General features: G+C 75.0%; 11 protein-coding genes. 8 read left to right on the top strand and 3 right to left on the bottom strand.

Going from position 1 to position 13,859, the window contains the following annotated elements:
- Positions 1-335 precede the first annotated feature (335 nt).
- Positions 336-1,817: a MocR-like transcription factor YczR gene (gene yczR / locus ACZ6J5_RS18875; protein ID WP_469392822.1), complete on the top strand. Its 1,482-nt coding sequence runs from the start codon at positions 336-338 to the stop codon at positions 1,815-1,817.
- A 58-nt stretch (positions 1,818-1,875) separates the two neighbouring features.
- Positions 1,876-2,379 carry an FBP domain-containing protein gene (locus ACZ6J5_RS18870; RefSeq protein WP_469392820.1) on the top strand — a complete coding sequence of 168 codons (504 nt, stop codon included), beginning with the start codon at positions 1,876-1,878 and terminating at the stop codon, positions 2,377-2,379.
- 101 nt (positions 2,380-2,480) lie between these two features.
- On the opposite strand, the gene ACZ6J5_RS18865 is transcribed toward ACZ6J5_RS18870, so the two are convergent.
- The gene (locus ACZ6J5_RS18865; RefSeq protein WP_469392819.1) at positions 2,481-3,686 is read right to left on the bottom strand and encodes an acyl-CoA dehydrogenase family protein; all 1,206 of its coding nucleotides are present in this window, start codon (positions 3,684-3,686) and stop codon (positions 2,481-2,483) included.
- Positions 3,687-3,915: 229 nt separating this feature from the next.
- Between ACZ6J5_RS18865 and ACZ6J5_RS18860 the strand changes: the two genes are divergently transcribed.
- From ACZ6J5_RS18860 to ACZ6J5_RS18840, 5 genes are all read left to right on the top strand, one after another.
- The gene (locus ACZ6J5_RS18860; protein ID WP_469392817.1) at positions 3,916-5,112 is read left to right on the top strand and encodes a CaiB/BaiF CoA transferase family protein; all 1,197 of its coding nucleotides are present in this window, start codon (positions 3,916-3,918) and stop codon (positions 5,110-5,112) included.
- A gap of 69 nt (positions 5,113-5,181) precedes the next feature.
- On the top strand, positions 5,182-5,847 hold the full coding sequence (locus tag ACZ6J5_RS18855) for a GntR family transcriptional regulator (protein ID WP_469392815.1): 666 nt from the start codon (positions 5,182-5,184) through the stop codon (positions 5,845-5,847).
- Positions 5,848-5,974: 127 nt separating this feature from the next.
- The gene (locus ACZ6J5_RS18850) at positions 5,975-7,735 is read left to right on the top strand and encodes an FAD-dependent monooxygenase (protein ID WP_469392813.1); all 1,761 of its coding nucleotides are present in this window, start codon (positions 5,975-5,977) and stop codon (positions 7,733-7,735) included.
- Positions 7,736-7,820: 85 nt separating this feature from the next.
- A complete protein-coding gene (locus ACZ6J5_RS18845; protein ID WP_469392811.1) occupies positions 7,821-9,137 on the top strand; it encodes a serine hydrolase domain-containing protein in 1,317 nt (438 codons plus the stop codon).
- An 87-nt stretch (positions 9,138-9,224) separates the two neighbouring features.
- Positions 9,225-9,845 carry a CBS domain-containing protein gene (locus ACZ6J5_RS18840; protein ID WP_469392809.1) on the top strand — a complete coding sequence of 207 codons (621 nt, stop codon included), beginning with the start codon at positions 9,225-9,227 and terminating at the stop codon, positions 9,843-9,845.
- Positions 9,846-9,964: 119 nt separating this feature from the next.
- Here the strand turns inward: ACZ6J5_RS18840 and ACZ6J5_RS18835 are convergent, their stop codons facing one another.
- Positions 9,965-10,264, bottom strand: a complete 300-nt coding sequence (locus ACZ6J5_RS18835; RefSeq protein ID WP_469392807.1) for a DUF1876 domain-containing protein — start codon at positions 10,262-10,264, stop codon at positions 9,965-9,967.
- Between the two features lie 93 nt (positions 10,265-10,357).
- Positions 10,358-11,614: a hypothetical protein gene (locus tag ACZ6J5_RS18830; protein WP_469392805.1), complete on the bottom strand. Its 1,257-nt coding sequence runs from the start codon at positions 11,612-11,614 to the stop codon at positions 10,358-10,360.
- 271 nt (positions 11,615-11,885) lie between these two features.
- Here ACZ6J5_RS18830 and ACZ6J5_RS18825 point away from each other — a divergent pair, with 271 nt between their 5' ends.
- A complete protein-coding gene (locus ACZ6J5_RS18825) occupies positions 11,886-13,835 on the top strand; it encodes an eCIS core domain-containing protein (protein WP_469392803.1) in 1,950 nt (649 codons plus the stop codon).
- Positions 13,836-13,859 lie beyond the last annotated feature (24 nt).

Raw genomic sequence — 13,859 nt, 5'->3', positions numbered from 1 at the left:
CCCGTGGGGACGGGGCCGGGCGACCGGGACGGCGGCGCGGTGGGCGGACCGCCGGCGCGACCGCCTCCCGAGCCCCCCGAGCGAGCGGAGCGCCCGGAGCGGCCCGAACGCTCCGGGCGACCTGAGCGACCTGAGCCATCGCCCCACGCCCCACGGTGCGGCGATCCGCTGTTCCGCCCGCCCCTGCCACGCCCTCTCGTCCCGGTCCGTGAAGTGTCCGGACATGCCGCGCTCCTCTCCCCTTGGTTCTTCGTTTCGCAGTGCCCCGAGGGCCACTTGACCGGAGTCTGTAGCCTTATTGGCCTGGACAGCACAGCCAATGGAGAGTGATTGGCATGGCACAGGACCGAGTGGTCCGATCCGTGGTCACCGTGGCGGACCGCGTGCTCAGCGGGCGCCAGCTCGCCGCGCTGCTCACCCCGCCGCCCGAGGGCCGCTTCGGCTACCGGGAGCTGGCCCGGGCCGTGCGCCAGACCCTGCTCGACGGGCGGGTGGCGCTGCGGATGCGGCTGCCCGCCGAGCGGGAGCTGGCGACGGCCCTCGGGGTCAGCCGGACCACCGTGACCTCGGCCTACGACCTGCTCCGCGAGAGCGGCTACGCGCACAGCCGCCAGGGCGCGGGGACCTGGACGGCGCTGCCCGAGGGCCAGTCGCCGATCGGGCCCGCCGCCATCCACGGCGCCGGCGGCGAGGTGATCGACTTCGCCCTCGCGGCGCCCGAGGCCCCGGCCGGGCTGCTCGCCGAGGCACTGGCCGCCGCCTCCGCCGAGCTGCCGCGCTACGCGACGACCCAGGGCTACCACCCGTACGGGCTGCCGGAGCTGCGCGCGGCCGTCGCCGAGCGGTACACCGCGCGCGGGCTGCCCACCCGGCCCGAGCAGATCCTGGTGACGACCGGGGCCCAGCAGGCCCTGGCGCTGGCCCTGGCGCTGCTGGGCGGGCCCGGTGACCGGGTGCTCGCCGAGAACCCCTCGTACACCAACGCCCTGGACGCGATGCGCGGCCACCGGCTGCGGATCACGCCCGTGCCGGTCACGGAGACCGGCTGGGACAGCGGGCTGATCGACGCGGCGCTGCGGCAGACCGCGCCCCGGCTCGCCTATCTGATCCCCGACTTCCACAACCCGACCGGGCGGCTGATGCCCGAGGAGCAGCGGCGGGAGGTGGCCGGGGCGGCCCGGTCCACCCGGACCTGGCTGCTGGTGGACGAGACCCTGTCGGACATCGCGCTGGACGTGCCGGCACCCCGCCCGTTCGCCGCCTCGGCCGGGCCCGGCGCGGCGGAGCAGATCATCAGCGTGGGCTCGCTCAGCAAGAGCTGCTGGGGCGGGCTGCGGGTCGGCTGGGCGCGGGCCTCGTCGCGGATGGTGACGGAGCTGGCGCGGGTGCGCGTCACCCACGACCTGGCGGGGTCGGTGCTGGACCAGCTCGTCGCCGTGGCCCTGATGGACCGCGTCGACGCGCTGCTCCCTCGCCGCGCCGAGGAGCTGCGGCGGCGCCGGGACGCGCTGGTGACGGCGCTCGCCCGGCACGTGCCGGAGTGGCGGTGGACGCTGCCGCCGGGCGGTCTGTGCCTGTGGATCGACCTGGGCCGCCCGATCGCCTCCCAGCTCGCGGCGCGCGCCCTGGGGCACGGGGTGCGGGTGGAGGGCGGCGCCCGGTTCGGCGTGGACCCCGGCACCCACGAGCACCGGCTGCGCATCCCGTACACGCTGCCGCCCGAGGTGTACGAGACGGCCGCCGAGCGGCTCGCCTCGGCCCTCGCGGGCGCCCCGGCGCGGGTGTCGCTGCCCGGTCTGCCGGAGTGGGTGGCCTGACCCGGCGCCGCCCGATAACGGGATGCCCGGGACGCCGGAGGGTGTGTACCGTCCCAGGGTGGAACCGCTGACCGACAAAGAGATCCGCGCCTCCTTCGTGAACTGCACGAAGGGCGACGCGGCCCGCCTGAAGACCCCCCTCGACTTCGCCGAACTGCCGTGGCCCGACCTGGACTTCCTGGGCTGGGTGGACCCGGGCGCGCCACTGCGCGCGCACCTGGTCGTGCCGCGCCCCGACGGCCCGGTCGGGGTGACCCTGCGGGTGCCCGCGGTGGGCCGGACGAGCGCGGTGAAGTCCAGCATGTGCCAGATCTGCCTGACCGCGCACGCCTCCTCGGGCGTCACGCTCCTCGCGGCGCCGCTCGCGGGCAGCCGCGGCCGGGAGGGCAACACCGTCGGCACGTACGTGTGCGCCGACCTCGCCTGCCCGCTGTACGTGCGCGGCAAGCGCGAGCCCCGGCTGCGCGGGCTGCGGCAGGAGGAGTCCCTGAGCGTGCCGGAGCGCGTCGAGCGGATGATGGGCAACCTGCACGCGTTCGTGGACCGCGTGACGGCCGGCTAGGGGGTGTCGTCAACGTCCCGTCGTCGCCCGGAGGGCGGCAGACGGGAGTGTGACGACAGGCCTTAGGGCCGGGGGCGGCGGGTCCCCGTGCGGCGGGCGGGTCAGCGGAAGGCCTGCTCGCCGGTGAGCGCCTTGCCGATGACCAGGGCGTGGACCTCGCTCGTGCCCTCGTAGGTGAGGACCGACTCCAGGTTGTTGGCGTGGCGCAGCACCGGGTACTCCAGGGTGATGCCGTTGGCGCCGAGGATCGTGCGGCACTCGCGGGCGATGGCGATGGCCTCGCGGACGTTGTTCAGCTTGCCGACGCTGATCTGCTCGGGGGTCAGCTCGCCCGCGTCCTTCAGCCGCCCGAGGTGCAGGGCCAGCAGCATCCCCTTGCCGAGCTCCAGGGACATGTCGGCGAGCTTCGCCTGGGTGAGCTGGTACGAGGACAGGGGCCGGGCGAAGACCGTCCGGTCGGCGGCGTACGCGAGCGCCGCCTCCAGGCAGTCGCGGGCGGCGCCGAGCGCGCCGAAGACGATGCCGAAGCGGGCCTCGTTGAGACAGCCGAGCGGGCCGGACAGGCCTCGGGCCTCCGGCAGCACCGCGTCACCGGGCAGCCGGACCTCGTCCAGGACGAGCTCGCTGGTGACGCTGGCGCGCAGGGAGAGCTTCCGCTTGATCTCGGGGGCGCTGAAGCCGGGCGTGTCGGTGGGGACCACGAAGCCGCGGACGCCGTCCTCGGTGCGGGCCCAGACCACGGCGACGTCGGCGACGGAGCCGTTGGTGATCCACATCTTGGTGCCGTTGAGGATCCAGTCCGAGCCGTCCCGCTTGGCGTGGGTGCGCATGGCGCCCGGGTCGGAGCCGGCGTCGGGCTCGGTGAGGCCGAAGCAGCCGATGTACTCACCGGCCGCCATCCCGGGCAGCCAGCGCAGCTTCTGCTCCTCGGAGCCGTACTTCCAGATCGCGTACATGGCGAGCGAGCCCTGCACGGAGACGAGCGAGCGCAGGCCGGAGTCGACGGCCTCCAGCTCCATGCAGGCCAGGCCGTAGGCGACGGAGCCGGTCCCGGCGCAGCCGTAGCCCTCCAGGTGCATCCCGAGGACGCCGAGGCCCCCGAGGGTACGGGCGAGCTCGCGGGCCGGGATGGCGCCCCCCTCGAACCACTCGGCCACGTGCGGGCGCAGCTCGCGGTCGGCGGCGGCCCGGACGGTGCGGCGGATCTCGCGCTCCTCGTCGGTCAGCAGCCCGTCGACCGCGAGCAGGTCGAGAGGGTGGACGGGCGAGGACTGCGACGGACGCGACGGCTTCGGCGACGACTTCACGGACGGCCTCCTGGCGACTGCGACGACTCGAAAGGCAACTCGGCGTGCCGCAGCCTAGCGGCCGATTGGATATTGGATCCAGTCTTGAATCCCCGCTCTCCACCGCATACGGTCCGGGGACCTCCCGATCACCGGACGACCGGATCGCCGGGCGACGGGATCGCCGGGCGACGGGATCGCCAGATCGCTTGATCGCCTGTTCGCCTGTTCGCCGACGAAGGAGAGCGGAATGCCCTTGGATCCCCCGGAGACGCCCGCTCCGGGCGCCCTGTCCGGAATCGTCGTCGCCGACTTCGGACGGGTGCTCGCCGGGCCGTACATGACCATGCTGCTCGCGGACCTCGGCGCCGAGGTGGTGAAGATCGAGCGGCCGGGCACGGGGGACGACACCCGTGCCTGGGGCCCGCCGTTCGCCGACGGGCAGTCCACGTACTACCTCGGTGTGAACCGCAACAAGCGCTCCGTCGCCCTCGACCTGGGCGACCCGGACGGCCTGGCGGCGGCCCGCGCGCTCGTCGACCGCGCCGACGTCCTGGTGGAGAACTTCCGCCCCGGCACCATGGACCGTCTCGGCCTCGGTTACGAGCGGGTGCGGGAGTCCAACCCGGGGCTCGTCTACTGCTCGGTGACCGGCTTCGGCGCGGCGGAGGGCGCCCACCTGCCCGGCTACGACCTCCTCGTCCAGGCCATGGGCGGCCTCATGAGCGTCACCGGCGAGCCCGGCGGCTCCGGTACGAAGGCGGGCGTCGCCCTCGTCGACGTCATCACCGGGCTGCACGCGGGCCTCGGCGTCCTGGCCGCCCTGCGGCACCGCGAGCGCACCGGCGAGGGGCAGCGGGTCGAGGTCTCGCTGCTCGGCTCGCTCCTGTCGGCGCTGACCAACCAGTCCGCCGCCCACCTCGCCGCCGGGGTCGTCCCGCGTGCCATGGGCAACCGGCACCCGAGCATCGCGCCGTACGAGGAGTTCGCGGCGAGCGACCGCCCGCTGGTCCTGGCCGTGGGCAACGACCGCCAGTTCCGCGCGCTGTGCGAGCGGATCGGGCGCCCCGGGCTGGCCGACGACCCCCGGTTCGCCGACAACAGCGCTCGCGTCGCGCACCGCGAGGAACTGGTGAAGGAGCTGTCCGGGCCGCTGGCGGGCCGGACAGCCGACGCCTGGTTCGAGGAGCTCACGGGCGCGGGCGTGCCCTGCGGGCCGATCAACGACCTCGGCGCCGCGTTCGCCCTCGCCGACCGCCTCGGCCTCGCCCCGCGCGTCCCGGTGGAGGCGGCGGGCCCCGGGCAGGTCGCCCACCCGATCGCGTTCGGCGCGACCCCCGCCGCGTACCGCTCCGCGCCGCCGCGCCTGGGCGAGCACACCGCCGAGCTGCTGGCCGGGCTGCCGGACGCCGGACCGGTGCCGGGGCGGGCGGCGCACCGGCCGTAGCAAGATGAGCACGATGTACGGGACACCCGGGGCGGACCGAGCGCTCCCCGAAACGAAAGGCCACCGGTGATGAGCAGCGCCGTGGAGAGGCGGCGGCCACCGACCGCCCAGCAGTTCGTCCTGGCGGAGCTGCGGCGTGCCATCACCTCCGGGGAGCTGCGGCCGGGCGGCGCGATCCGGCAGGAGACGCTGGCGGCGCGGCTCGACGTGAGCCGGGTCCCGCTGCGCGAGGCCCTGAAGGCCCTGGAGGCCGAGGGGCTGGTGGTCCACCACGTCCACCGGGGCTACTTCGTGGCCGAGCTGTCGCTGGCCGATCTGGAGGAGATCTACCGGATCCGGCGGCTGCTGGAGACGGAGGCCGTGCGCACGGCCGCCCCGCGCCTGCCGGACGGCGTCCACGACGCCCTGGAGGAGACCCAGCGGGAGGTCGAGCGGGCGGCAGCCGCCGGTGACGTCACGGCCATGGCGGAGGCGAACCGGCGCTTCCACTTCACCCTCGTCGAGGCCTCCGGGATGCCGCGCCTGGTGCGCCTGATCGCCACCCTGTGGGACGCGACGGACGCGTACCGCTCGCTCTACTACACCGAGGACGCGCACCGGGAGCTGGCCGTGCACGAGCACCGGTCCGTCATCGCGGCCCTCGCGGCCGGCGACGTCGACGCGGCCGTGCGGTGGCTGGACCAGCACCGGGACCACGCCGTCGCCGCGCTGCGCGAGGTCCTGGCGGAGGAGTGAGCCGGGGGTGGACCCTCGGCTCACCAGGCTCCCCCCAGGCTCGCCCCGCCCCGGCGTGCGCCCGGCGGTCCCCTCGGCCCACGATGGTGGAGGGGCCCGTGACGGCCAGGGATCCGGAGGCGCGGAGATGCGCGGCGAGACCACCAGCGGAAGCGGCCACGGAACCGACGTCCTCGTCGTCGGTGCCGGACCGGTCGGGCTCACCTCGGCCGCCGAACTGCGCCGCCGAGGCGCGCGGGTGCGGATCGTGGACCGGCTGCCGGCCCGCCTCCCCTACGCCAAGGCGGTCGGCATCCAGCCGCGCACGCTGGAGGTCTGGGACCGGATGGGCTGCGTCCGGGCGGCCCTGGAGGCGTCCGTGCCGCTGCGCGGGCAGCTCCGGTACGTGGACGGCGCCGAGCGCTCCCGCCTGGAGCTGACGCTGCCCCCGGAGGTGCCGTACCGCTTCGCCTCGCTGCCGCAGTACGAGACGGAGCGGATCCTGGAGGAGTTCCTGGCCGGATTCGGGACCGCGGTCGAACGGGGCACGGAACTCGTGTCGTTCGACCAGGACGCGGACGGCGTGACCGCCCGCCTGGTCACCGGCCGAGGCGACGGGGCGCCGGTCGCCGAGGAGCTCCGCTGCCGGTACCTGGTGGGCTGCGACGGCGCCCACAGCGTCGTGCGCAAGCGGCTCGGGCTCGGCTTCGAGGGCGGCGCCTTCCCCGAGGAGTACATGCTCGGGGACGTCGAGCTCGACTGGGACCTGCCGCCGGGGTACGCGGTCCGCTCGACCCGCACGGACGGCGGCCCGGCGGGCCCGGGAGCCCGGGACGACGTGCTGGTCTGCATCCCGCTGCCGGGCCGCGGGCGCTACCGCGTGTCCATGAACGTGCCGCCCGAGCTGTCCACCGCGCCCCGGGACGGCGAGCCCCGGAGCGCTGGACCGCCGAGCGGCGGGCCCCGGGACAGCGCCCCCGCGCACGGGCTCGACGGCGGCGCGCGGGCGCCCGGGCTCGCCGACCTCCAGGCGGTCCTGGACCGCCTCGCGCCCCGGCCCGCGACCGCGTCGGCGCTGCGCTGGTCGTCGGTGTTCCGGATCAGCCACCGGCTGGTGGACCGGTACGGCGAGGGCCGGGTGTTCGTCGCGGGCGACGCCGCCCACATCCACCCGCCGACCGGCGCGCAGGGCATGAACACCGGCATCCAGGACGCCCACAACCTGGCGTGGAAGCTCGCCCTCGCCCTCGACGGCACCGCCGCCCCCGGGCTGCTCGCGGGCTACGACGCCGAGCGGCGCCCGGTGGGCGAGGAGGTCGTCGGCCGGACCGTGCGGCACGCCGGCGGGGGCGTGGAGGCGGACCCGGAGGCCCCGGAGACGCTGCTCCTGCGGGAGGCCCAACTGCTCGTCGGCTACCGGGCCGGCCCCCTCGTCGCGGCGGCCCCCGACGACGGCGGGCCCGGACCCCGGCCCGGCGACCGGGTGCCCGACTGCGCGGGACTCGCCGCCGGGACGGCCGCCCGGCCGCTGCGCCTGTACGAGCTGCTGCGCGGCCGGGACCACGTCCTGCTGCTCTACGGGGACGTGCGGACCAGCGGCGGCTTCGCCCGACTCGCCGAGCACGCGCGGGAGTTGTCGCACGGCGCGGTGCGCTCCCTCGCGCTGCTCGCCCCCGGCGCGGCGCCCGGCGAGGTGCCCGGCGAGGTGCCCGGCGAGGTGCCCGGCGCGAGCGTCGGTCCGCCCGAGCTGCCCGTGTACCTGGACGCGCGGGGCGAGTTCGCCCGCGCCTTCTCCGTACGCCCGCCGACGGCCGTGCTGGTACGGCCCGACGGCTACCTGGGAGCGCGCCTCGATCCGCCCACGGCGGAGGGCCTGGCCGGGGCGCTGGCCCGGGTGTTCCGGGCCTGAGGGCGGGGCCGCGCCCACCGTGCGGGGCCGGGGGCGCGGGCCTAGCCTGGAAGACGGAGTTGCCCTCGTCTGGCAGGAGGCTGCCGTGAGGTACTCGCAGGCGCGTTGGCGCAGGCTCTGCATCGGTGTGGCCCTCACCGGGACCCTGACCGTACCGGCGGCAGCGGGCGCCGCCTACGGCGCGACGGCCCCGGCCCCCGAACCACCGGGCCCGGTCGCCGCGAGCACCACGGCGGACACCCCGTCGCCGTCACCGGTCTCGCCGACGCCCACCTCGCCGTCACCCTCCTCGGCGGACCGCTTCCCGCAGCTCAGTCCGGAGGTCGCCGCGCGGCTCGACACCGCGATCAAGGGCGTGATGACCGAGGCGAACGTGCCCGGCGTGATGGTGGCGCTGTCCGCCCCCGGCAAGGGCGAGTACATCCGCTCCTTCGGCATCGCCGACAAGGCGACCGGGCAGCAGATGAGCCCCGGGCTCTACATGCGGATCGGCAGCGAGACCAAGACCTTCACGGTCACCGCGCTGCTCCAGCTCGTCGACCAGGGCAGCGTCGGCCTCGACGACCCCATCGGCGACTACGTGTCCGGCGTCCCGAACGGCGACCGCATCACGCTCCGCGAGCTCGCCGGGATGCGCAGCGGCCTGTACAACTACTCGATGGACGAGGGCTTCTTCAAGGCGCTCACGTCCAACCCGCAACGCCCCTTCACTCCACAGGAGTTGCTGGACTACTCGTTCAAGCACCCGGTCAACTTCGCGCCCGGCACGCAGTTCGAGTACTCCAACACCAACACGATCCTGCTGGGCCTGGTCGTCGAGAAGGTCTCCGGGATGCCGCTGCACGACTACATCGACCAGAAGGTCGTGCGGCCGGCCGGTCTGAAGCACACCCTGTTCCCGACCGGCGCGGAGTTCCCCCACCCGCACGCCCACGGCTACACCAACCAGACGGCGACGGGCCAGGTCGAGGACGCCACCGACTGGAACCCGTCCTGGGGCTGGGCCGCCGGCGCGATGATCTCCGACCTCCAGGACATGCGCACGTGGGCGAAGGTCGTCGCCACGGGCACGCTCCTGACGGCCGACACCCAGGCGCAGCGCCTCAAGACGGACTCCGCGAGCGGCATGACGGACACCGGCTACGGCCTCGGCATCTTCAACGTCGAGGGCTGGATCGGCCACAACGGCTCGCTGCCCGGCTACGAGTCGCTCACGATCTATCTGCCCCAGGAACAGGCGACCCTGGTCGTGCTCCTGAACACCGACATCCCGCACGGGCAGACCGAGCCCAGCACGCTCTTCGGGAAGGCGATCACCGAGATCGTGACCCCGGACCACGTCTACGACCTGCCGAAGCCGACCGAGCCGGCCTCGTCCCCTTCGCCTTCCCCCTCGCCCTGAGCGCGCCCCTCCCGTCCGCTTCCCGGCTCCGACCACCGATCCCGTGAGGGATCATGGACAAAGGAGCCGAGAAGGGACAGGACGAAGATGAGGCACCGCAGTGTCGCCGACCTCATGACACCGACCGCCGTGGCGGTCCAGCCCGGCACGCCGTTCAAGGAGATCGCGCGGCTGCTCGACGAGTACGGCATCACGGCCGTGCCCGTGGTGGACCCGGAGGACCGGCCGGTCGGAGTGGTCTCGGAGGCGGATCTCATGCGCCGGCACACCTCGAAGGACGGCCCGAGCACGGCCGAGGCGATGATGTCGAGCCCGGTCCACACCGCCCGGCCCTCCTGGACGGCCGTCGAGGCGGCGCGGCTGATGGAACGCCACCACGTGAAGCGGCTGCCGGTCGTCGACGCGGACGGGCGGCTGATCGGCGTGCTCAGCCGCAGCGACCTGCTCCAGCTGTTCCTGCGGCGGGACCGGGCCATCCAGGAGGAGATCCTGGAGGACGTGGTCACCCGCATCCTCGGCCTGTCGCCCGCCTCGTTGCACATCGACGTGGCCGAGGGCCGGGTGACGCTCAGCGGCACGCTGCCGCGCCGGGGCATCGGGCCGGTCTTCGTCCGGCTCTGCGAGGACGTGGACGGGGTGGTCGAGGTCGTCGACCGGCTCGCGTACGACGGGGAGGGCGCGGAGGCCCCGGGCGGGGAAGCCGGGTAGCGGCGGGCCCGGACCGGACCCGCCGGCCCGGGCTCCGGCCCGCCTCCGCCGCCCGCTCCGCCGTGCGTTCCGTTCGTGCAGTTTCGTGCGGTTTCGTGCTGTTTCGTTCCGGCGGTCCCTCAGGAGACCGCCTCCGGCCAGCCGTATCCGGGTCCGGTGCGCCGGGGCACGGTATCGGCTCCGGCGGCCTCCATCTCCCGGCCGGCCTCGTTCATGAGCTTGCCGGCCAGGTCCTTCATGGCCCGGCTCGCGGCGATCTCGTCGCCGATCGCCGGTACGTCCACGTCGGCCGGGGCGCACCGGGCGCTGCCTCGGCCGGTGAGGCGCGAGGTACCGGTGTCCAGGCGCGCCTCCGCGCGGGTCGTGCCGCCGTCCTCGACCAGATCCAGGCCGACCTTCCACTCCAGGTGCCGTGTCATGGCCCGCCGCCTCCTGCTGTCGTGCGGTGTCGGATGGGCCCCCTCCCCTTCAGGATCCGTCCGGCGGGGCGGCGGCGCCATGTGCCCCGCTCCTCACAGGGCGGCCGAGGTCCCCGTACGCGGGGCGCTGCGGGGCTCGAAGGCGGGCGGCCGGTCGCTCCGCGTGCCCTGGGCGTCACGGGCGGGCGGGGCCGGCCGGTCCTCGAAGCCCTCGGCGAGCGCCCCGTACACGAACCGGACCGCGTAGACGAAGACGACCAGGGCGGCGACGGCGAGGGCGGCGACGAGGAGGCCCTTGGGCCAGGTCTCCGTGTTCGCCGAGCAGGTCATCGCGACGAGGACCGCGAGCTGGCCGTACACGCCGAACAGGGTCGTGCAGGAGGAGGCGACGAGACCCCAGCCGCAGCCGGTGGCGGTGAACTTCGGCGACGGCGGCGGGGGCGGCTTCCGGCTCTTGTCGCGGCGGGCCGCGCGCAGGGTCTCCCGTACGGTGCGGCGGACGCGGAGGTCCGCGCGGCCCCAGGTGCAGGAGGCGGCGTAGATGACGGGGGCGAACAGGATCACGCCGCCGAACAGCAGGTTCAGCTTCACGAAGTGCGAGGGCGAGATGCCCGGCAGCCACTCGCCGAGCACCCCGCCGGTGCCGAGCACGGTGCCGAGGAGCGCGCCGAGCGCGGTGACGTTGGTGAGCCAGCTGTCCTTGAGGGACCAGGGCGAGTCGATGGGCGGTTCGACCTGGCCCCAGTGGGTGGCCTCGCGCCGGAAGGGCAGCACCATCCAGAGGAACGCGACGACGGTGAGGCCGAGGGCCGACCACAGGGCCGCCGCGTACTGCGGTTCCTGCTCCACGTCGCGGACGAGGGCGAAGCGCACGGAGACCGGTTCGCTGTTCGCCCCGGAGACGACGAGGACGCCCGAGCGGCCCGCGCACTCGGTGGGCAGGGTCAGGTCGACGGTGACCGGGACGGGCTCGTTGGCGGCGAGCCGCACGGGCGCGTCCCTCAGGCGGGCGCGGACCTTCTCCGGGTCCGTGCACGGGGCGTCGTGCGGGTCGCCCTCGGCCTCCAGGACGGCGGCGACGGCCACGCTCGGGACGCCGAGGCTCGCGTTGAGGACCAGGCGCAGCGGGCCGCCGACGCGGCCGGGCTCGCCGGTGCCGTCGAGCTCCACGGCACCGCCCTCGGCGGCGCTCACGGCGGTCAGCTTCCCCCCGTCGGCGGCGAGGGCCGGAGACGGAGGCAGGAACAGGAGGAGGGAGAGGGAGAGGGAGAGGAGCACGAACGGGAACGGGGTGAGGGCGAGGGCCGTCAGGGGTGCCGGGCGGGCACCCGCCCTCCTCCGGGTGGTCATACGGCCGGCTCCTCTCTCTGTCCCCCTCCTCGCCACGCGCCACGCGGCCGGGTTTCCGGCATCCTCCGGCGTGGGACCCGCCGGGCCGCGCAGGCTCACACGGACGAGGGCGATTCGTTGCCCGGAACAGCCCCGTCGCTCGTCCTCCCGTGTCCCTCGGGCGGGGGTGCAGGCGGTACGGCCCCGGCGCTGCCCTCCCGGGCCTGTCCGGGCGGGCCCGGGGGCGGCACCATCGGGAGCGGGAACGGTGACGACGAACGGGAGGCGATCCGTGCGCGCGAGAGCCGAGGGCCGGGGCGGCACGTCCGGCGAGAGGGCGGTCGGCGAGACCCGGGCGGGCCGGACGGACCGGGCAGACCGGGCAGACCGGGCGGCGGCGCCGGCCTGGACCGGACGGAGAGACGGGGCGGGCCGGGCGGGCGCGTCCGCCGGGTCCGTGGACGCGGCGGCCCTTCAGGGCCTCGTCGGGAACGCGGCCGTCGCGCGCGCCGTCCAGCGCGCGCGGGACCGGGACCAGGCGGACGACGGGGGCGGCGGTGCCCTCGTCCACGAGGTGCTGCGGCGGCCCGGCCGGCCGCTCGGGGAGGCGCTGCGCGCGGAGATGGAGGCGCGGCTCGGCGCGGACTTCTCGGACGTACGGATCCACACCGGCGCCACGGCCCGGCGCTCGGCCGCCGCGATCGGGGCACGGGCCTACACCTCGGGCCGCGACGTGGTGATCGGGTCCGGCGGCGGCGACCGGCACACGCTCGCGCACGAGCTGACGCACGTGGTCCAGCAGCGCGAGGGTCCGGTCGCGGGCAGCGACGACGGCACGGGGCTCGCGCTGTCCGACCCCGCCGACGCCTTCGAGCGCGCGGCCGAGGCGAACGCCCGCCGGGTCATGTCCGGCGGGCCCCCGCCCGTAGCGAGGCGAGCGGCAGCCGCGGCGCACCCGGCACACGGCTCCGGCGGGTGCGCCGACGCCGTGCCCGCGCAGCGGGCCGCCGCCCCGGTGCAGCGGATGCTGGGCTTCGAGACGGAGGTCAGTCTCCCCGTGGAGGACGCGGCGGGGAACCAGTTCGAGGGCGACACCGACCTCGCGAAGAGCACCCGGGAGGATTTCAAGGTCGTCTCCGACAAGCGGAGCCTGAACTCCGGGGCGGGCTACTCCAACATCGAGTTCGTGACGGGGGCGGTCCGGGTCGTCGGTTCGCAGGCCGAGGCGGGGAAGGGGCGGCTCGACGCTCTCGTCGACGAGATCAGGGCCGTACGCGACCGCTTCTACCAGGAGACCGAGCGGACCCCGCTGGCCGATCTGCCGCTGGAGCTGGAGATCCTGCCGGGCGGCGCCGAGGCGCGGGTCGCCCCGGACCTGGACTATCCGGAGCACGCCGGGCAGCCGGGGCTCGGCGACGGCCTGTTCGTGCACTACTCGGTGGGCGTGCCGCTCAAGGGGATGCCGCTGTTCTTCGACCACCTGCGCACCGCGGCGCCCGACACGCAGGGGGCGCCGAACCGGCGGGCCCGCTTCCGGCTGACCCAGGCGAAGGCGTTCGCCAAGGCGGTCGTCGACATGTACGAGCTGGCGGACACCGCCGACAGGAAGCGCAAGGAGCAGGACGAGGACACGGACGCCCTCGACGGCTACTGCCAGCTGTTCTTCACGCAGGTCGCGGCGGTGGCGGACTACGTCGCCGAGGAGCAGGACGAGGGCCAGATCAAGAACCTGACGGCGGTGCTGTCCCGGTCGCGGCTCTCGGATGTGCACGCGCTGCTCAAGGCCGAGTTCAGGACGTTCCTGACCGACCGCGACGAGCAGATCCTCACCCTGCTCGCGGGATACCAGGAGAATTCCGGGGACGGGCGGACGCTGGAGTTCCAGGAGGACTCGACGCGGGACATCGAGGACGGCCCGGTCTCGCTCTACGACTTCGCCATGTCGGCGATCCGGGGCGTGCCGCACGTGTACCAGCAGCGGGTCTTCGGCGGCATGAACCAGATCGCCCCGCATCTGGAGGAGGGCGCCGTCATGGTCCCCTTCGAGATCCGCACCATGGGCAACGTCATGAAGACCTGGGACGAGCTCAAGACCGAGCTGCGCAGCCTGGCCGACTGGGCCGACGAGGCGTACCGGCACGACCGTGGACCGGCCCCGGCGGAGGGCGAGCCGCAGCGGACCCGGTCGCGGCGGAGCGGGCGCGGCGGCGGGGCCTCCGGATCGGGGCGGATCCGGAAGTAGGCGCGGGAGCCGGCGGGGCTCCCG

It is taken from the genome of Streptomyces sp. NPDC042100, from assembly GCF_055582325.1.
Note: the sequence above shows the minus strand (reverse complement) of the source record. Positions and strands in the feature narration are given on the sequence as shown.